This window comes from Paenibacillus sp. 37 (assembly GCF_008386395.1).
Taxonomy (GTDB): Bacteria; Bacillota; Bacilli; order Paenibacillales; family Paenibacillaceae; genus Paenibacillus; species Paenibacillus amylolyticus_B.
In genome coordinates this window covers 5,163,032-5,183,469 of the sequence record NZ_CP043761.1, presented here as the reverse complement: position 1 = coordinate 5,183,469, position 20,438 = coordinate 5,163,032, and the positions used below count along the sequence as shown (strand labels likewise).

The 20,438-nt window shown below is 46.0% G+C and carries 17 protein-coding genes; 7 read left to right on the top strand and 10 right to left on the bottom strand.

Features of this window, described 5'->3' with window-relative positions:
- Window positions 1-79: 79 nt before the first annotated feature.
- Window positions 80-445 carry a VOC family protein gene (locus tag F0220_RS22225; RefSeq protein ID WP_105599888.1) on the bottom strand — a complete coding sequence of 122 codons (366 nt, stop codon included), beginning with the start codon at window positions 443-445 and terminating at the stop codon, window positions 80-82.
- A 164-nt stretch (window positions 446-609) separates the two neighbouring features.
- The gene (locus tag F0220_RS22220) at window positions 610-2,262 is read right to left on the bottom strand and encodes an alkaline phosphatase (RefSeq protein ID WP_223199747.1); all 1,653 of its coding nucleotides are present in this window, start codon (window positions 2,260-2,262) and stop codon (window positions 610-612) included.
- Between the two features lie 642 nt (window positions 2,263-2,904).
- On the opposite strand from F0220_RS22220, the gene F0220_RS22215 reads away from it, so the two are divergent.
- Window positions 2,905-5,148 carry a carboxylesterase/lipase family protein gene (locus F0220_RS22215; protein WP_105599887.1) on the top strand — a complete coding sequence of 748 codons (2,244 nt, stop codon included), beginning with the start codon at window positions 2,905-2,907 and terminating at the stop codon, window positions 5,146-5,148.
- 495 nt (window positions 5,149-5,643) lie between these two features.
- On the opposite strand, the gene F0220_RS22210 is transcribed toward F0220_RS22215, so the two are convergent.
- Window positions 5,644-7,230: a choice-of-anchor I domain-containing protein gene (locus tag F0220_RS22210; protein ID WP_105599885.1), complete on the bottom strand. Its 1,587-nt coding sequence runs from the start codon at window positions 7,228-7,230 to the stop codon at window positions 5,644-5,646.
- Window positions 7,231-7,474: 244 nt separating this feature from the next.
- Here F0220_RS22210 and F0220_RS22205 point away from each other — a divergent pair, with 244 nt between their 5' ends.
- From F0220_RS22205 to F0220_RS22195, 3 genes are all read left to right on the top strand, one after another.
- Window positions 7,475-8,434, top strand: a complete 960-nt coding sequence (locus F0220_RS22205) for a helix-turn-helix transcriptional regulator (protein WP_105599883.1) — start codon at window positions 7,475-7,477, stop codon at window positions 8,432-8,434.
- A gap of 111 nt (window positions 8,435-8,545) precedes the next feature.
- A complete protein-coding gene (locus F0220_RS22200; RefSeq protein WP_105599882.1) occupies window positions 8,546-9,748 on the top strand; it encodes an MFS transporter in 1,203 nt (400 codons plus the stop codon).
- Window positions 9,749-9,939: 191 nt separating this feature from the next.
- Window positions 9,940-10,383, top strand: coding sequence for an Hsp20/alpha crystallin family protein (locus F0220_RS22195; protein ID WP_105599880.1), 444 nt, complete (start codon window positions 9,940-9,942; stop codon window positions 10,381-10,383).
- Between the two features lie 80 nt (window positions 10,384-10,463).
- On the opposite strand, the gene F0220_RS22190 is transcribed toward F0220_RS22195, so the two are convergent.
- From F0220_RS22190 to F0220_RS22170, 5 genes are read right to left on the bottom strand one after another with little or no spacing between them, the layout of a single operon-like run.
- Window positions 10,464-11,111, bottom strand: coding sequence for an Imm50 family immunity protein (locus F0220_RS22190; protein WP_105599878.1), 648 nt, complete (start codon window positions 11,109-11,111; stop codon window positions 10,464-10,466).
- A gap of 53 nt (window positions 11,112-11,164) precedes the next feature.
- Window positions 11,165-11,722, bottom strand: a complete 558-nt coding sequence (locus F0220_RS22185) for a DUF1697 domain-containing protein (RefSeq protein ID WP_105599872.1) — start codon at window positions 11,720-11,722, stop codon at window positions 11,165-11,167.
- 34 nt (window positions 11,723-11,756) lie between these two features.
- Window positions 11,757-12,407 carry a hypothetical protein gene (locus tag F0220_RS22180; RefSeq protein ID WP_105599870.1) on the bottom strand — a complete coding sequence of 217 codons (651 nt, stop codon included), beginning with the start codon at window positions 12,405-12,407 and terminating at the stop codon, window positions 11,757-11,759.
- 46 nt (window positions 12,408-12,453) lie between these two features.
- On the bottom strand, window positions 12,454-13,023 hold the full coding sequence (locus F0220_RS22175) for a TetR/AcrR family transcriptional regulator (RefSeq protein WP_091013628.1): 570 nt from the start codon (window positions 13,021-13,023) through the stop codon (window positions 12,454-12,456).
- Window positions 13,016-14,230 (bottom strand): MFS transporter, encoded by a 1,215-nt coding sequence (locus tag F0220_RS22170; RefSeq protein ID WP_105599869.1) that lies wholly within the window; start codon window positions 14,228-14,230, stop codon window positions 13,016-13,018. The genes F0220_RS22175 and F0220_RS22170 overlap by 8 nt, the downstream gene beginning before the upstream one ends.
- A gap of 218 nt (window positions 14,231-14,448) precedes the next feature.
- Here F0220_RS22170 and F0220_RS22165 point away from each other — a divergent pair, with 218 nt between their 5' ends.
- Window positions 14,449-15,255, top strand: a complete 807-nt coding sequence (locus F0220_RS22165) for an alpha/beta fold hydrolase (RefSeq protein ID WP_105599867.1) — start codon at window positions 14,449-14,451, stop codon at window positions 15,253-15,255.
- A 25-nt stretch (window positions 15,256-15,280) separates the two neighbouring features.
- Entirely contained in the window at window positions 15,281-16,264 is a 984-nt protein-coding gene (locus F0220_RS22160; RefSeq protein WP_105599865.1) for a sensor domain-containing diguanylate cyclase, read from the top strand.
- A gap of 128 nt (window positions 16,265-16,392) precedes the next feature.
- On the opposite strand, the gene F0220_RS22155 is transcribed toward F0220_RS22160, so the two are convergent.
- Entirely contained in the window at window positions 16,393-17,880 is a 1,488-nt protein-coding gene (locus tag F0220_RS22155) for a right-handed parallel beta-helix repeat-containing protein (protein ID WP_105599863.1), read from the bottom strand.
- A gap of 264 nt (window positions 17,881-18,144) precedes the next feature.
- Between F0220_RS22155 and F0220_RS22150 the strand changes: the two genes are divergently transcribed.
- Entirely contained in the window at window positions 18,145-18,801 is a 657-nt protein-coding gene (locus tag F0220_RS22150; RefSeq protein WP_105599862.1) for a DUF2625 family protein, read from the top strand.
- A gap of 149 nt (window positions 18,802-18,950) precedes the next feature.
- Here the strand turns inward: F0220_RS22150 and F0220_RS22145 are convergent, their stop codons facing one another.
- Window positions 18,951-20,291: an MFS transporter gene (locus tag F0220_RS22145; protein WP_105599860.1), complete on the bottom strand. Its 1,341-nt coding sequence runs from the start codon at window positions 20,289-20,291 to the stop codon at window positions 18,951-18,953.
- Window positions 20,292-20,438: the final 147 nt, after the last annotated feature.

Here is a 20,438-nt window from a genome sequence, read left to right as displayed (position 1 = left end):
GTGTGCATACAGGTTTGACTGCGCACATGCACAAACAACTGGTTATCGTGATACGCACACTCATTTCACAATCGCCTAATTAAACATGCTCTGCGAGTTGTACCTCGAAGCCGTCTGGATCTGTAATGTATATAAAACGCAGGTGCGGATTGGGCTGGATGGGGCCGCGCACAATCGGAATATTCAATTCTGCCAGTCGTTCCATGGCTTCATCCAGCGAGTTCACCTCATAACCGATCGACACGCCGGCCTCTGGTTTAAGAATGGATTCACTGCCCTCAATTAGTTCCAGCTTGGCTTCGTTCTCCATGCCCAGCATGGCAATCTGCCGTCCGCGGCTTTCGAATCTGCGCTGAATCGGAAGTCCAAGTATGTCGTGGTAGAACCCGAGTGAAGCTTCCAAATTACTGACCCTCAGCGTGATCCAGTTTAATTTGATCAACATGGGTGAATCTCTCCTTTTTCTTGCATGATATGTATTTTTGTTATGTTCATTATACGATAGGCGCTAGCAGGAGCCTACTCCTTATCAGTAAACAATAAAATAGCTGCCGAAATATTCGGCAGCCAAATGGTGTAATCTCCTATAGTTCCAGCAGTTCTAGCGAATTATTGAATCAGATCAACGGCCGTCTGTGGTACAAATGCATCTACACCGTTATAAACAATGACACCCTCCAAAGTTGTCTTTTTGCCGTTTACCAGTGCAATGTTTTTGTAGATTTGCAGTTCCAGCTTGGTGTTGCCTTTGGTAACGAGGATCTTCGGATTTTTGGCATCCGTCAGGTCCAGTTTGTACGTCGCGCCTTTGGTCGTAAATGCCTGTTTGGCAGGTACAAACAATTGTTTGCTCACGCTGTCGAGATCCAGATCCAGTACTCGTGCCATATATTTGGCGACATCCGTGTTATCAATCACACCGAATGGACGGTCATTGTTCGGAGCATACGTGTACAACACGACATCTCCACCTGTATGACCACCGGTTGTCCAGCCAATCCCTGCACGTTTGCTGATCATTGGACCGATTGCATAGTTAAGACTGCCTGGCTCGGCCGCTTTAATTGTGGCAATCTCTTCGGAAGTCAGATCGGTAATACCATAGTACTGTTTCATCACTGCTTTGATGTTTGTCCGCTTCGCATTCAACTTCGCTTCAACGCCCTCGCCTGTTAGCTTAGCCTTTTTCAAAGGTCCGATAAATGTGGACAACGGCTCTTTGTCATAAGTGCCGGAAGTTGCGTTGTTACCAATGGTGAGTCCACCATTGCCGTGGTCCGTAACAGCCACAACGGCAGTCTCTCCATCGGCTTTGGCAAAATCCATGGCTACCTTTACGGCATCGTCAAAAGCCAGCACGTCACTGATAATACCAATCGGATCATTGGCGTGAGCTGCCCAGTCCACTTTACTGCCTTCGACCATCAGGAAAAAGCCGTCTTTGTCTTTGGACAGAACTTCAATGGCTTTGGATGTCATCTCGGCAAGGCTTGGCTGCTTCGCAGGATCACGGTCCATATGATAAGCCATGCCTGCGGGTGCAAACATACCCCAAAGCTTGTTCGAATCGGATGCTTTCATTGCAGCTGGTGTAGTGACGTAATCGTAACCCAGTGCCTTGATGGACGAAATCAGATTATCGCCGTCTTTACGTCCGGCTGGCTCAAGATATTTGCTACCTCCGCCCAACACAACATCCATGCCATTGAAGACTTGTTGTTTGCTGAGTGCATCGTAGTTTTTACGGTCTGGATAGTGAGAGGAGAAGTCCGCTGGTGTGGCGTGCATAATCTCGGATGTGGCGATAATGCCGGTTGCTTTACCCGCCAGTTTGGATGCTTCCAACACGGAAGCAACCGGTTTTCTTTCGTCTCCAGTCGCAATAGCCTTTTGTCCAGGCATCGTAGCTTTGTCCGGCAGTACACCAACAAATCCGGTATGAGATTTATAACCTGTTGCAAAAGCAGTTCCGGCAGGAGCTGAGTCTGCAATCGGCGCATCGGCGGAGTGAGTCCGAACCATGCCGCTTGCCATGGAATCCAGTGTCAGGGACGAGCCCTTATACCAACGAGCCAGAGCGGTAGCATCGTTAGCCATACCGTCAGGAATCAGAATAATTACATTTTTAATCGGTGATGCAGATGTTGTTGAGGTGGTGTCTTCCACAGCCCACGCTGCACTGCTTCCTCCGAGTGTAGCCGTAACAATTGTTGTCACCGCGAGCATCATTTTGGCTGCACGGACATTAAACCGGTTTAACATGAATGCATCCTCCTAGAATATATGTATAGTTTGGTATCTCAAACCAAGTGTATACAACAATTGCTAAACTAACGTATGAAATGGGTTAACTATATGTAAAATTTACGATTAGTGAAGGGTGCTGGAATTCAGGTGAACTGTTTTTACTGTTACCCCTTTTAGAGATCGTATGATGACGATTTTGAAAAAGGGTGTTGCGAACGCTTACATTATGTGCTAACATCACCATAACAACAGGATTGTAACCTTGTTTAGGGCAATACCTGTGTCAGTTCATTCGTTGGTTGTTTGTTCATCAAACGATTGATTGCGTTTACATTTTCATATGGAATGAACCTCATTCCTCAGGGTTGTTACTGATTGCAGGCAAAACCTGAATTGAGGGCAGTAGACCACGCTAAAGCGATGTCTGTTTGCCTTCGGTTCAGGTTTTTTTATATAAAAAAATGCCTGATGGCATGACCGCAAGCGCCGTAGCAGATATTTCGAACAGAGAGGAGCGCAGCAGATTTAATTTTTCATAAATAGAGATATAGACTCATCCAGACATTGGAATACTGATTTTTAGATACGCATTTCAACTGAACATTTCCAATGAACTTATCCCATCACACACTATTCGACAGCGAGGAGATTTATGACATGAAAACCATTAAACGTTCGATTGCCGTAGCAACCATTTTGGGGTTATGTGTATCCGCTCTACCAGCTTATGCAGCAGGCAATACAGCATCCTCTTCTTCAGCAGCGATGGACAAGCTGATCCAATCCGAACTTATTCGTGGCAGCGGTCAAGGTGTTAATGTAGCTTATCTGAACAAAAAGGCAACACGTATTCAGGCCGCAGTACTTTACTTGCGTTTGTCCGGATTGGAGAAAGAAGCACTCGCCTATCAGGGATCGGAAACGTATGACGATGCGGCTCAGGCGGGCAAAGTATTGCAACCGGTCGTTGGTTACTTAAAGCAGCATCCGTATGTGGCTGAGATCGTAACAGGAACGGAGAAGTTTGAACCTAATGCACCCCTTACAGCGGAAGGTTATGCCGAAATGCTGCTGAAGGTGCTTGGATATGAAGCAGGTACGGATTATGAGCAGGGAACGGCTTCCACCTACGCGGCTGGTAAGGGAATCAAGGCACTTCAAGGAAAGGGAGCGAGTCAACTTACCAACCGTCTGATGGCAGAGGCAACCGCACAGGCATTGCAGATACAGCTCAAGAATGGCAGTGGAACTTTGGAGCAGAACTGGTTAAAACATAAAGGAGCTGGGGCGTTCCAACCTCAAACGGTGCAACAGACCAAGTATGGCGCGATTGATGGCAAAACCTATAAGCAATATGGCACGCTCGGCTGGCTTGGTGTTCCTTACGCGAAACCGCCAGTAGGTGAACTGCGCTGGAAAGCCCCGCAAGAACCGGCATCATGGACAGGAACCAGATCGGCTAAGGAATTTGCAGCGAACAGCTTGCAGATCTCCGGCAAGACGACAGCGGGAAGCGAAGATTCGTTGTATCTTAATATCTGGCGTCCCGACACAACCAGTTCGAAACTTCCGGTTATGGTGTTCCTGCACGGCGGCGGGAATATGACCGGATCAGGTAAAGATTTTCAAGGTGAACAGCTTGCACGGAGTACCAACAGCATTATCATTTCCGTGAATTACCGTTTGGGAGCCCTTGGATTCTTCGAGAATGCAGCGCTGAAAACAGGCAATGCCCTGGATGACTCAGGTAACTATGGTCTGCTTGACGCATTCCGTGCATTGGAGTGGGTGCAGGATAATATCGAAGGGTTTGGCGGAGACACAGGCAATGTTACATTAGCCGGACAATCTGCTGGTGCACGTGATGTGCTGGCAACTCTGATCTCTCCACTTAGCAAAGGACTGTATCAAAAAGCAGTTGCTTTCAGCGGAGGATTGACGACAGCATCACCGGAAGAAGGCGAACAAAAATCCGAGGATGTACTTGTGAAGCTACTCGTGCAAGAGGGAAAAGCGGCTAACGCAGAAGAAGCAAAAGCATGGATTGGTAAACAATCTCAGGCACAGCTGGAGAGTTACCTGCGTGCACTGCCTGCGGACAAGTTGGTCACAGCGTTTGGTGCAACGGCAATCCGTATGGACCCATTCCCGCATCTGTTCCGTGATGGCACAGTGATTCCAAAAGAAGGATTTGACGCCATCAATAATGGAAATTATAAGAAAGTTCCTGTATTGCTCGGCAGCCTGGAAACGGAGTTCTCCGGATTTGCCTTCGGTGATCCAAACTTCTCTCCATCCATCACGGATGAAACTCTGTTTACTGATAAAACCAAGGCGGAACAATATGCTGCTGCGTTGAAATACGGAAGCGAAGCTTATGCAGGCTTTAATGCAGAGCGTGTAGCGGAGCAATTGACAAATGAAGCAGGTCAGCCACCGGTATATGCGTATCGTTTTGCATGGGGTACACAACCTGGGGTCATCTCTGAGCGTTTGCTCACGTTACTGGGCGCACCACATGGTGCGGATATGGACTTTTATACAGGACACGCAGACGGAATTGCTGCCTATTTCCCTGAGGGGTACTTTAGCGATACAAACAAACCAGGACGTGATCAGTTGTCCGCCGCGATGGCAGCATATCTGAAGCAGTTCCTGTACACAGGCAATCCAGGTACGGGTGGATCACCTGATCTAACGGCATGGACACCTTGGACGAAAGATGCCCAAGCCCCAATCATGCGTCTGGATGCAAGTAATACAACCGCAGAGATTGGCATGTCCACACAATATAATCAAGGCAAAGACGCCGTTATGGCAAAGATGAAAAAAGAATTGCCTGAAGAAACGTATAAATTGTTGACGGAAAAAGTGTTCGCAGGTCGTTTTTTCTGGGAATAAGAATCACCGGATAGGAAGGTATATATAGATAAATTGAAAGCCAAGAGAGCATGCTCTCTTGGCTTTTTTATACTGTTCGTTATGCTTAAATATGGTATTGTTGTAAATATAAATTAATAAGATATGGGAAAGGGGAAAACGTACATTATGGATGGAGCTAGTAATTTTGTTATTGCTGGGATTATAACTCTATTGATTTTCTTTATTATGATGGGCCTCGTATTATATCTGATCTTCTATCTTGTGATGAAGAGGTCTGGCGTCAAAGAGGAAGTATCCGCATTAAGGATGGAAGTACGAGTATTACAAGAGGAAGTCGAGCGGAACAGGCGGGAATTGGAAAATATAAAGCGTCGATAACCTTTGCAGCATTATATGTGGGTACATGGAATAGTGCGTTCAATAGTATGAGAGGATAGGGGCTTCATCGCCCCTTCCTACTCAATACAAAGTGAAAATGTTCATTTCAGTCTTTACATACCGAGTGCACTCGAACTATTTCTTGGCAAAAAAACTAAGCGTTCCGGTGCTTTCATCTGCACTTACAAACAGGCTGCGTCCGTTAACACGATGGATTCCTTCCGGTGATTCTCCGGCTGTAGGGATTAGACCCAGGTAGTCCGGATTGACCGGATCAGCAAGATCGAAGAACAAAATGGCATCTGCCCGTTCGGAAGCTACCGTGGCATATGTTGTGCCGTCTACAGTAGCAACGGTCAGATTCTCCACTTCACTGCCTTTATTGGGACTGCGATCGTCCGGGTACAAACCAACCATGGCGGTTGCCTCGTCAATGAGGTTCTGACTATCGTACATCCGCTGGCCTTGCAGATCCCAGACAGCAATATTGCGTCCGCCCGCTTTTACACCATCCTCAAATTCATTCTTGCCCAAGTCCCCTTCATTAGCTGTCAGCAGGTATTTACCATCTGCCGAGAAAGCAATTCCATCCGGTTCATAACGAGCTGTCAACGTCTCTTTAAACCGAACGATACCATCATCTTTAAGATCTGCTTGATGTGAAGTGGTACCCAGAGCGAAGATTGAGCTAATTTTTTTTGTCTCCAGATCTACGATGGCAACGACATTGTTTTCCTGTAACGTAATGGCTGCTGTTTTACTATCTGGACTAATGGCAACATACTCTGGTTGTGGATCATGCGGATAGATGGCGCCTTCTACCTTGTCCAAAGAGACCGGCAAGTTGGTGATTTCACCCTCCAATACGTTCCCGCCAGCAAAAGATACAACCATAATGCTACCCGGACGTTTGGTGTTGGCATAGTCAATTTCATCCGCAGCTTTATTCAGCTCTTCATCCTCTATCGCGATAACCGCATGCAGACCGTCAGGTGACAGTGCAATGGAGTCAGGACCAATGCCGAGTTCATACGTTTTGACGGTTTTGTAGGTTGTCAGATCCACAATGGCAAGCAACCCTTTGTTTGCTTCGCTATCTGTATCCCCTGTACGAATAATAGCAAGACCGTATTTACCATCTTTGGACACGGTTACGCTTGTGACTTCAGCTTTGGCGGAGAGGTCATGGAAGCTGACTGTCTTCAGGACATTGATGTTTTTCAAGTCAGCAATATCCAGTATGGCAATGCTACCATTGTCTGCTTCGGTTACGAGCAGGCGCTGTCCATCTGGCGTAGAGGCTGATATTTCTGCTTTGCCACCAGGCATCTGAAAGGATGCGGTCTGTTCAAAACCGCTTTTATTTTGTTTCAGGATCAGTTGATCCTTAATTAATTTTAGCGTTTGGGAAGATACATACGTTGTACCTTTGGTGATGTAACTTTTACTATCCAAAGGAGTTTTCACACCGTTGATGGTGGCTGAAGACGTTCCTATTGGAAGTTGTACTTTAGTATCTGCGATCTGGATATCAACACTGCGACTGCTTCCGTTCCATGTGACCGTACCCTGCATATTTTGGATGGCTGTACGCAGTACGACATGATTATTGGTAGTTTTAGTTGCGTCAGCGGCATGAATCATGGATGTGTAGCTGGTTGCTCCTGCGGTAAGAATAGCAGTCATCGACAGAACGGCAAGCCATTGATTTCTCTTTTTCAATGTTCCAGATCCCCTTTATCGTTTCTTGTGTAATGAGTTGTACAATTGTTCTAGTATAGGGAGCTAATGTTAAGGAGAGGTAAGAGAAGTCTGCGATTTGTGTAAAAGGTTATACGTGACCTTCATATATATAGGACTGGTCGAACGGGAGAAAATACGCTAGAATTAATTGAGAATCATTATCAATTAATTCGGACTTTCTTTACTGATGAGTCTGATCAAGGTATAGGCGAGGTGAATACCCATGCGTACGGATGATGCATTAGGCGTAGTATATCAGCATTACCTGACCCAGGAACCTTACAGTCAGCAAGATGAACACACGTATCTGCTCTCTCCCAAGGCGGGTAGCGGTAAGGTCAAAAGAGTGACAACATACAGTGGCATTGAGATTTTATATTCCCAGGTTGAATATCTTCAGCCTTATCCTACGTATTTTGCGTCCGAGACACCCATTGTGGAATTGCAATTTGCCTTGTCAGGAGAGCGACATGTGGATATATCCGGTCAGGATTATTCATTATCGCTTGGGCAAGGGGCCCTTATTTTTATGCATGATTTCGAAGCGTGGTTTCATCCTCCGGCAAGGGAGCTGTATACGTCCTTTTCGCTGGGGATTCCGGTTTCTCTGTTCAATTATGCTGCGGCACAACTGGGTGGTTTCAAGTCGATTGCGTTTAATCAGGTGTTGGGACGAAAAGTGTTCAGGCCGATTGTATTTCAATTGGATAACCGGATACGAACGATGATCGACAGTTTGATTGTGGAATTAAACAACAGTTATCGATCATCCTTAATGATGGAAGCGACAGCCTTGGAGATCTTGAATCGATTTATGATCCAACTGTTTGATCTGGCGCCAATCCCCGCGGGATTCTCCAGAGAGGACATCCGGAAGTTACATACGGCACGGGAGATTATGGAGGCCTGTATGGTAGATCCTCCATCTTTGCTAGCATTGTCCAGACAAGTAGGTCTTAACGATTTTAAATTAAAAAAAGGATTCAAGGCACTTTTCGGAAGCACGGTCTTCGAATATTTGCGTCAGGTTCGTCTCGACAACGCCATGAAGCTGCTGCGCAATCAGAATAACAACGTCACCGAGGCCGCGATTGCGGTCGGTTACAGCAATGTCAGTGCCTTTTCGCAGCAATTTTATCGCAAATTCGGCGTGAAGCCCTCAGAGATGAAAAAGATTTATTAATAAATCCGTCTTGGCGTGAATTGTTCCGTATGGAGGCAGTGGGGATTCTTTCCGCCTTGTATACTCCAGGTACAGTGGATACTGTACTGAAATATAGAGGAGTGTATGAGCATGAACCGAATCAGAGGAAGTATTTTTTTTAGCGTATTTGCAGCCATGTTGGGTCTGATGCTGATTGCACCCATTATGCCGCCGCTTATTCGCGAGTTGGGCATGAAAGAAAGCCATTCCGGTCTTATTATCTCACTTGGTTCCATTATGATGGCTGTTATGGCTCCGGTGTGGGGCAGATGGAGTGATATAAGAGGAAGAAAACCAGTCATATTGATTGGATTTATAGGTATGTCTGTGAGCTGTGCATTATTTGCACTGGCATTGTACGGGGGATTAAATGCATGGATCGGAGGGGGCGTATTGTTAACCCTTCTGATTGTGACGCGCAGTCTGATCGGCATGTTCATTCCGGCGGTGCTGTCTTCTGCCCAAGCCTATATGGGTGATGTGACAGAAGGTGAAGAGCGGGGAAGCGGGATGGCGATTATCAGTGCTGCGAATGGACTTGGCCTTGTATTTGGACCAGCGATTGCAGGAGCTTTTACACTTATCGGTCTGCTCTGGCCGCTTTATTTTGGCATTTTTATAGCGATCGCTGCGTTTATTATTGCCTTGCTGTTAATCCCGTCAGCCAAACCGGTCATTCAGGCAAAACCGCCTAAAGTAAACCCGTTCCAACGTGGATTACGAATGTACCTTGCTGCCGGCTTAGTCACGATGATGGGGATCATGACACTACAGGTTGTCGGGGGATTTTATTTTCAGGATCAACTGGCTCTATCCTCAGCGGCGACTGCCCGAATGGTTTCGTTTGGACTCATGTTATCTGGAGCAGCGATGTTGATCATGCAGGTCATTCAGATGAAATGGTTGAAATGGCAGCCACGCCCAATGATTTTGCTTGGATCCCTTTTTCTGATCGCAAGCATGATCCTTTTTTTGGTCTTCAATGTGTTATCCATGTATTATTTCTCGTTTTTCCTGTTTGGCATGGGTTCAGGTCTGATGATGCCCGGGTTTATGGCAGGTGCTTCGCTGGCAGTTAGCAAAGAACAGCAGGGAGGTGCAGCGGGATTGGTAGCAGCGATACAGGGGATATCCGCCGTCATTACGCCTTTACTTACAACGACACTTTATCAGGTGGACAAACATGTTCCATTTATGCTCGTAGCTGTTCTGGTTGTCTTGCTGGCAATCATGATGCTGGGAATGCGGAAGCATCAATCCAATACTGTAACGGATCCTATTCATTCGTTATAGTCAGACAAAGTCAGAAGATCAAATAAGGTCAAAATAAAAGAAAAAAGGATCTATTTTAAAATAGTGAATCATGATGAAAGAAAATCGGTTTTTTTCGTCTTTTACGGACTTTGAGCCTTAATTGCACGGGTATTATAATAATCAATGTAAGCAACACCAATAAACCAACCACATAAAAGGAGCTGATTTTCATGTTTGATCTGATTCCGTTTCGTAAACGAAATGAAGACCCGTTCGGACACATGTTGAAATCCTTCAATGACATGGTTGAGAACTCATTCCTCTCCCCTTTTGGAACTGGCTCCCAGCCATTCCGGACCGACATTCGTGAGGAAGAAGACAAATATTCGGTAGAAGCCGAGCTTCCGGGCATTGCCAAAGAGGATATAGACATTCAGGTTCAAGGTAATGAATTGATTATTCGTGCCAAACGCAATGATATAGTGGAGCAGAAGGATGACTCCAATCGGATCATTCGGCAGGAACGCCGATCCGGCGAATTTATCCGGCGTTTCTATGTAGATCATATTGATGAGGAGCACATTAAGGCCAGATTGGAAGATGGTGTGCTGAAGCTCGAGATTCCGAAACGTCCTGGTGATGATCAATCTCGCAGACGCATTCAGATTGACTAAACCAGATGCAACATATGTAGCTGAAGAAGTTGAGCTATCCCTTCATGTTGTCCCATGAAGGGATTTTTTACATAACCGGGTTAATGGAATTGAATATGAATTGTGCTGCATAGGAATGTAGCGGAGAAGCCGGATACGGCATCCAAGTTAACACGAATCTGATCGGCTGCATAAGTGAAACTTAGCTGTAAACAAACGTTAGATGCCTCCATAGGGGAGAACATCTCTTGCTGAATATGTTCAAAATGGAAGTGCACCTGCTGTTCCCATTCCTGATCAGCATTATGCGTTAGCACAAGAGAGAGGGATTGTATATTTTGGACTGTTTCCAGCTGCACATCCGTAATTTCGTCATAATGGAAGGGAGGGAAATAGCCCAGAGTTTCGATTACATGCTGCGCTCCGAGAATGGAAGCCAAAGGAGAAAATTCGCGTTCCAACCTCCGAATATCCATTAACTGTGCCTCGTACTGAGGACTTGTATAGAGCAGGAGAGAGTCTGGTTCGCATTCCACGATTGTTCCGATAAAAGCAGCCCAGTTCGCGGTACCTTCCTCACCAACGGTAACAAGCAGTCGATCTTGAGCAAGCAAGTCGATTGCCCTATTGGTATGGAATTTCACTCGAAAACCTTGTCCCTGTATCTGCCAGGGAGTCTGGGGTGCATACCAGAAAGGTTCCCGCTCTACGGATCGGACGCTGACATTTAATGTCCATGCTCTGTTCATTAGACTACCTCCAATTGCCACAAGCTGCGTGGCATCATCTCCACCTGTCTGTATTATTTCTCTGCTGCTGCTTGCATCAGGGCATATATCTTACGTGTGGTATTCACATTTCTAACCGTCATATAAGCATAGACTTTGGAACCCACAAGCTTGTTCATGCCACTTTTGGATGCATCTTCTCTGCTGACTGAGTATAAAATCGCTCCGGGAACATAGATCAGTGTGCCGATTTCCGGTTTGATGGGCAGTTGGTCCAGCACAGAGGGCTCATTGATCTCATCCCAAAGGAACATCACATCACTTTTGGCGGTGTCATCATTAACCCATTCTTCTGGCAGCGCCTGAATAACGCTATGGATTTCATCCATATTCCGCACCATTACCCTGATCTGTAAGCCAAAATCGGCGGCGATGGCCTGTTCTAACACATGGGATATCTCCACATTCGCATTGGCACGTTCCTGATGATCGGCAAAAATAATATTGCCAGAGTTGATGTAGGTAACAACATCCAGCATGCCTGCTTGTTCAAACGTTTCTTTCAGCTGCTTCATATTGATTTTATTGTTCCCGCCTACATTAATGCCTCGTAGCAAAGCCACATAGATCATATGGGCACCCCTCCAATTCCTTCAATTCACCGTTTTAACAAAAGGACAGATATTCGAAAAGATGAGCAGTATACTCTTCTCCCAACAGATCTTGCAATAAAGGTTCCACTTGCTCCAGATACTCGGGCTTGGTTTCATAGGTTTCTTCATCTTTTACTTCTCCGGCATAGGTGCGCGCCGCTTCAATCAGGATGGCTAGTGCACTGAAAAAGTCTGACAGCGAATCAGCAACACGGTTTGGTTCTCCACCTGTAAAAGCGGCATATACGGGAGAGTTTGGTGCTTCCACATCTACAATTAACGGATCATCGTTAAAGTTTGCGATGACGACGTAATTTTTTGGCCAAGTGGAGGACTCCTCATAAGGTTCATTCATGCCAATCCAGCGGAACCCCAGTTGCTGACGAAGCAGATGTTCAGGTGCGACAAAGGAGATCAGCGCTGCATCACCGATTTCGACGGCGGCATTTTTCATTTTGAGTGTACCTTCCGCATCCGCATCCATCATTTCATAATGACTGTACAGATACTGAAGTTCTGGAGAAAGAGGTATTCGTGTATCCACTTCCGGCTGGTGATGTTGTTCGCGGGGGTGCAGATCATGATTTTTGAAAAGTCCATAAGCTTTATTATATAAATCCTGCTGTTCCACAAAACGGCTTAGGGCCGCATCCAGTTGTTGCATTCTGTCTGATTCCTCCTACTTGTGTAGTCTGATCGTAATTGATCCGTTAACGCTGGATGCCTGACCAGAAGACATTCCAGGTGATTGCCAAAGCTTGTTCATAGGATTGCCGTGTCTCATACACGAGCTGTACATCCAATCCATCCATCACGGTGACAAAAGCTACGGTGGCTTCTTCCGGACTCAGGCGTATATCAGGATGTCTGGTAAATACGGCTGCCAGCTCTTTCTTCAGTGTCCCGAGGTACGTTCGATACTGGGCCAGTACAAAATCATGCACCTCCAGTGGTGTGATAAAGGACAGGATATACATAAAAGCGACGTTTGGATGAGTCAGAAAACGATTTTTGTGTTCATGCAAAAAGGCATATAGCTGCTGATCCAGAGCATGGGTTTGGGTAACAGAGTCGCTGAAAAATTGGCGTACAAACTGTTGTTCCTCTTGCACAACTTCCTCATATAACTCCAGCAATAATGCTTTTTTGGATGAATAGTGATAAGCCAGGGATTGCTTGCGAATGCCTGCCTCTTCGGCAATCTGCGCCATCTTGGTCCCCTCGTAACCCAGACGATTAAAATGTTGAATGGCAATTTCCTTGATTCGTTTTTTACTCAATGTCTACCTCCAGTTGGCGAGAGGTATACCTCTGCTGTTTTTGGGAGTATACCAAATATAACAAGATATATACCACAAAAATACCTATAGAGATAGCATACACCACCGTATAGGAAAATGCAGAAGCCACCACGCCCAGGATCAACGAACCACCGCCAATTCCGAGGTCAAAGAAGTTAAAGAAGGAAGCCATCGCACTTTCGTGCTCATGTTCATCTACAAGATTCACACACCAGGTCTGAATCGCCGGGAATATGGCACCAAAACCAAAGCCGTATAACGCGCCGGCGATCAGGAATTGCACATTACTCTGGGCGATAATCAGAACCAGTAGTCCCGCGATTGCAAACACGGCAGAAGGTAACAACACGGAACCTGGTCCCCATCGATCAAACATTTTCCCCGAGAACAGTCGAACGGCGAAGCTGGCGATGGCAACGATGAAGAAAAACCAGGCTATATTCTCGAATCCTCTTTCGGCAGCAAATAAAGCCACAAAGGACATGATTGAACCCGCTGCAATACCAACAAGCATAATGAGGAGGGAAGGGAAGAGTACCTTCTTTTCAATCAGTTTCACCGAAGGTACATGAGTTTGCATGGACTCGCTACTACCTCCTGTTTTCGGCTTTCTGGAGACAAACACTGTCATCAGGAGAGCTAACAGCAAAATGCACATACCTCCCATAAACAGGCTCTGGTAGTCGTACCTAAACAACAGGCTTGTTCCAATCAAAGGACCGATGGATATGGCGACCGTCTCCCCTACGCCGAAATACCCCATACCTTCTCCCCGGCGATCTCTTGGTATGTTTTCAGTGGCAATCGTTGCAAAATATGTCGTTGCCAAACCAAATCCGAATCCGTGGATCACTCGAAATATAAGAATCATCCAAATACCTGACGATAGGTAGTATGCACCTGTCATTAATGCACAGATAGTGATGCCGATAATTAACAGATATTTTTTATCTATTCGAGATGCCAAAACAGAAGTGAAGGGTCGAATCAAGATGGCAGAGAACATAAATACGCCGGTAACAAGCCCAATTTGGGAGGCTTCGCCACCAAGACTTGAGACAAACAAAGGCAAGGTGGGAAGCAACATTTCAAATGCCATAAACAATAATGCGTTGGCTAACATGATGAAAATAAATGATCTTCCCCAGAGTTGCTGAGGTGTAGGACTGAATGTTGAAGTACTCATGGTTTTCCTCCGTAATGTTGATCTCTGTCGCGCGACATGTTAAACTGATTTTACCTGACGGTAGTCAGATTGTAAAGCGCACATTCAGAGCAGGGGTTCATTATTTTTTGGTGGGTGAGAGAAGTATTAATAATTTTTAATTCATATCCCAACATTTTCCGGTATAATAACCAGATAAAATGATTCAAGTGAATACTACCTCGGAGAGGTGATATGCAATGACGGTTAATATACTTGTAAGAAATAATGTTAAGGTACTTGGCTCGGGTAGCCAAACGATTGTATTTGCTCATGGTTTTGGATGTGATCAGGATATGTGGCGTTACATTATTCCAGGTTTTATGGAGAACTACCGTGTGGTGTTGTTTGATTATGTTGGATCTGGCGAATCTCAAATTAACTATTATGATGCTGTCAAATATAGCAACCTTCAAGGATACGCTCAGGATGTGCTGGAAATTATGGAAGCGCTTGAGCTAAAGGACACCATATTTGTCGGGCATTCCGTCAGCAGTATGATTGGTATGCTGGCATCCATTCAGAACCCCAAATATTTCAAAAAAATTATAATGTTAGGGCCCTCCCCACGTTACGTGAATGATCTGCCGAATTATTATGGAGGTTTTGATCGGAATGATATCGATGAATTACTTGAGATGATGCAGATGAATTTTATTGGGTGGGCGAGTTATTTGGCACCCATTGTGATGAACAATCCAGAACGGAAAGAGCTGACGGAAGAATTGGAGAAAAGCTTCTGCTCCAGAGATCCGCATATTGCAAGACAATTTGCCGAAGTGACGTTTTTATCTGACTGTCGTATTGATCTGGAGCAGGCAACTGTGCCAACATTGATTCTTCAGTGCTCGGATGACAGCATTGCCCCGGTAGAAGTAGGGGATTATTTACACGCTCATCTGAAGAATAGCAGGTTGCAACAGATGACGGCCAAGGGACATTATCCGCATCTAAGTCAACCGGAAGAAACCATCCGAATGATTAAGGATTATTTAACGAGCGCATAAAACGCGGAAGAAAGGCAGTTATTCCATGGATATACAATTAGATCTGGCTCCCTGTGGATACTTCTCTATCTCTGATTCGGGCGTCGTACAGTCGGTTAATCAAACTTTGCTTACGATGCTTGGATATGAACGCGATGAGCTCATAGGGCAACATATTGAATCCACCATGTCGGTGAGCAATAAGGTATTTTTCCATACGTATTTCTATCCTTACATCCAGTTATATGGACATGTGGACGAGATGTATTTCACGTTTCGTACCCGTGATCAGCAGGCTGTTCCCGTTCTGCTTAACGGTGTTCGTCAGACTCGTAACGGGGAGAGCGTGGTAGATTGTGTCGTTGTAGTCATGCGTAAGCGAATCGAACATGAGAAGGATATTTTGCATACCAAAACCAAACTACAGGAGCTGTATCAAGCGACGCAAGAAGCGAACAAAGAACTTGAACGACTGCATGAGGAATATAAAATTAAAGAGCAGGCGTTAATTAAAGTGAATGATCAGTTGGAGACACTGGCCTCCACCGACTTGTTGACAGGATTGAAGAACCGCAGGTTTTTCCAGGAAAAAATGTTTGAAAGTTTAATGATGTTTCAGGAGAAACAACGTTATTTCTCCCTTCTCGTTGTGGACATTGATCATTTCAAAAGCATTAATGATACGTACGGACATCCGATCGGGGATCTGGTGCTAGGCAATCTGGCAGGGCTGCTGCAATCGTTGTCGCGAAGTACGGATGTGGTTGCACGTTACGGCGGGGAGGAATTTGTTATCATTCTTCCAGGTTGTGAAGAGGAGCAGGCGATCGGTATCGCAGAACGATATCGTTCACAGGTTGCTTCAGCGGACTGGGGTGAATATAACATTACGGTGAGTATCGGTGCGGCCACTATAGTAGAGGAAGATACAGAAAAGTCCTTGTTCCAAAGAGCGGACAACGCCCTGTATGCCTCCAAAACCGGAGGACGAAACCGGGTGACACATGCAGCTCAGATGGTAAGAAGTTAAGGATTGGATTGCATCAAAAGAAACGAAAAGGAGCCTGTGCACATGGGGGAAGTGATCCCACATGCACAGGCTCCTTTTATTTGCGTGAAACAGATTGACTAAGTTGAGATGGCAGACTCAGGGTTGATTTATCGCGGAGCAAGGTAACCATACGCCTTAGCCGGAGAATTCGCCTGAGGACGAAAATCTTCGCTCGGTTCATCCATAAATGCCGGGTTCACATATATGGAGTGTGCATCATTGCCAGATCCCTTGATGTAGGCGGCGATGCCGGAGTAGCCTTTATTTTTCCAAACCCACAGGGCGTCTTCCTGCTCTCCTGGTGAATAATAGACATTATGGTCAAACACATTGCCGGTATTGCTAGTATATTCGTTGTATATTAGTACTTCCGAGCTGCCCGATACGAGAATGTTACGCATGAACGTATTGTTCTTTGTCCGTGACTGCATGAATAACTGTCCATTGCCTGCATTCAGGGTATCATTCCCCATAAGTGTATTGTACATAATCTTGCTATCCTCGGTAGCTCCTCGTTCCTCGTCATAACCTCCCATGGCAATACCCGTCAATCTGTTGGAATAAATCAGGTTATCACGCACGGTAATGTTGCTGGTCGAACGTCCGGCATGTTCCGAGGCAATCTCAATTCCGATATCGCTCCGATATACCCGGTTCTGGTCGATGATATGATCTTTCCCGCCATCTACATAGATGCCGCCCGCCGAGTTGGTATCATTGGGCAGGTCTGTACCGTAGGAGGGATTGTTATTGGACGTAATATCGTATACTTCGTTGCCTCGTACAATGCCGTTCCGAGCCTGATCGTACGTGTCGTCCTCGGACGTACCCTCGTACCCGATCAGATCAATACCAATATTGTCGGAATCATGGATAATATTGTCCTGTATGGCAAAGGTATCGACATTACCGTTGACTGCAAGTGATTCGCTGGAACCAAGTGTAAGATCATACAATTCATTATCCTTGATGATGATATCGCGTAATGCTTGCGGGTGCTCTGTGCCATATATGGCAATACCGTGGGCATCCCTGCCCCGCAAATCGGGACCTTCAGGAGGTGCGTAACTAGAGATCGCGTGTATGGTGTTGCCTAACAGCTGAATATGCTCACCTGCTCCGTGGACATAGATCCCGGTTGGAACCTGGCCCCCAAGTGTGGTTGTAAAATTACGAATTTCGAGATTCTGAATCGTGATATAACTGGCATTTTCAATTTCAATTAACCCTTCAATGCCCCGAACAGATAAACCTTTACCATCAATGATAACCTGCTCCTGAGGATAACTTGAAAATAGCGTTGGATTAGCGGAAGAATTACCGCTCCGGGTGATTTTGACTTTCTGATGATAGACACCTTCACGCAAATATATGATGCTTCCTGGCGAAGCATGGTCTGCTGCGTGCTGCAACGTTTTCCAAGGAGATTGAATGGTGCCTTTATTCGAGTCGTTTCCTTGGGGTGATATGTAATGGATGACCTGGGGATCAGACTTATGAACAGAAACGGGTTCCTTCATGGCAGATGTATGATTCTGACAACCGGATACAAGCACCATCAGAATCGGAATCATAAGTATAACTACGCGAATCAAATCGTTTCCCCCTTGAATTTAGCTTTGAAGCTAGGTCGTGTCTCAAAACTCGCTGAAGTGCATCTTTTTCCGCCTTTTCGCCCCCTGCTGCGTCACTTTCCCTTGACGTGCCCCGGCACGCCTGCGGAAAACTTCCTTGCTTGGAACGAAAATTCGGCAAAATCTGCTTCCTTCGGAGTTTTTAGACACGCCCTAGATTATAGCAGATTTGAACGGGTTAATAACCCATGATATGCTCTTATAAAATCAGCGAGGAGACTACTCATGAATACATTAACTGTAGCTGAATTAGTAGATCGGGAGAATCACGCGTGGGAAGAACTCAAGGAACTCCTGGATAGTGGGCAAAATACATATGTGTATGTTCCAGCAAAACAAGAGGCTGGTGAGGATACCCTCTATCGTCTGCAAATAAGCACCAAATCCTATTTGGGGGCTGTTGCTTATGAGACAGAAGGTATTGTACTGGACCATGGCTGGATCACGCTACTTGGTGCGGGTGGTGACAGTACATCTGGGAGTCTCACCAGTTGGAATGGGGTGAGTGAGCAACCTTGGGTAGATGTGCTGGAGGGTATGATGGTCGTTGCATATGATGCGGCAGGCGGTTTCTTCGGACTTGATACAGGCAAGTATGGACGCACGGGACACATATATTATTTTGCACCGGATACACTCGAATGGGAATCGACAGAACTGGCATATTCAGGTTTCATCAACTGGCTGGCGAATGGGGATCTGGGGCAGTTCTATCAGACCTTTCGCTGGAAAGGCTGGCAAGAGAATATGTCTCAGCTACAGACAGGTCAAGTATTCGCGTATTACCCACCACTTTGGACGCAGGAAGGTGGCGGCGAGAGCAGCAGTAAAGCCCCAATTAGCATAATGGAGGCCTGGAAGTTCGCACTGGACGGTAAATAGTTGGCATGCTGCTGTAGGATGAAATCAGGAAAGTAACCGGAAAGTTCATTGAGTGATCCACTTTTAAAAAAAACGGCATTTCTGTTCCAAACTAAAAAAGGCTCGCGCTTGGCGCAAGCCTTTTTGTTCTGAACTTTAAACATCAATTATCAATTGTCCAATGTAACCGATTTAATGCCTGAGCGTGAAGCTCTGCTATGCCAGACGGTCAGACCGAGTGAAACAACACAGACGAACAACAGACAAGCATACACCACATGATAAGCTTCCTCGACCGAGACTCCCGGAATGCTGTGTAGCAGCAGCCCACACACAGCTACAGACACCGAACCACCGAAGAACTGAATCAATTGTAACATGCCCATACCGGAACCTATCTGGGCTTTGGGCAGCACTCGTGACGCTTCATTATTCAGTGAAGCCATGGAGGCTGAGAGTGCCGGTGAGAAAAAGAGATAACCACTGGTAATGATCAGGGCGGATTGATCCAGTTCGAGCATGAATAAAGCAAGTACCGCTGCGAGCAGGGTGTGTCCGATGATCATAAATCGCATATTGCCATAACGGTCGATCCAGCGTCCAACGAAACGGGTGCAGAATGCTGCAACAATAGCTCCAGGAGCAATCAGCAAGCCAATGGCGAGTGAAGAGCGCCCATATAGATCAGCAAGCACAAGTGGCATCAAAAACAGATTGCCCAGATTCACCACCAGCACGCAGAATCCGATAAGGATCAACCGGGTGTATCCTGGCGTTCGGAATACTTGTGGATTCACAAACGGAAGACTCGCTTTCCGAATATACAGGAGATGTGCAACAAGTGAAATAATGCCAATGGCAAACCACAACCAGGACTGCTGGGTGATCGCTACCAGAAGTGTAGTGGCGTTAATGACGGTTAGTATGGCCCCAATAACATCGAACGGCTGATCTGTTTTGACCGATTCACGGGGGAGAAAATAGAGCAATACAGGCAGGGCGAGCAGGACAAGCACGGTTATGGCAAAAAGTCCGTTCCAGCCCCAGTACTCGCTAATGAGTCCGCCGACAATGGGGCCAAGTCCAAAAGCCATGGCGCTACCTGATGAGATCAGTGCGATGGCAGCTCCGCGTCGTTCCACCGGGATGTAACGACTTGCAATGACGAGACCCAGCCCGGCCATAACTCCTGCACCCGCAGATTGTAGTATGCGTGTTAGCAACAAGATCGCGAAGTTATGCGCGAATAATCCGAGCAACGAAGATAACCCCAGGATCAGAAGCCCGACCGTTAACAGTTTGCGTACCGGGATACGGTCTGACAATCGACTGTAGATCACCGTCGACAGGGCGTAACCAATCGAATAACTTGAGATGACCCAAGACCCCAGGTCCGAGGTAATCTGTAGATCTTGAATAATGACTGGCAAAGAAACATTGAACATGGTGGTATTCATCACAACGATGAACAGACAGCATGTCCAGAGTGGCATGACAATTTTATCTTTCACGGTACCATTCCTGTCTTGGGTATGAATATGAATTCGGATAAAACCTCAAAGGAAATTTTGTATAAAAGCAATATACCATTTTACACTCCATTTCATCATATGGCAATAATGTCATACTGATTCGTTCGGATGTGATGAGCATAGAGA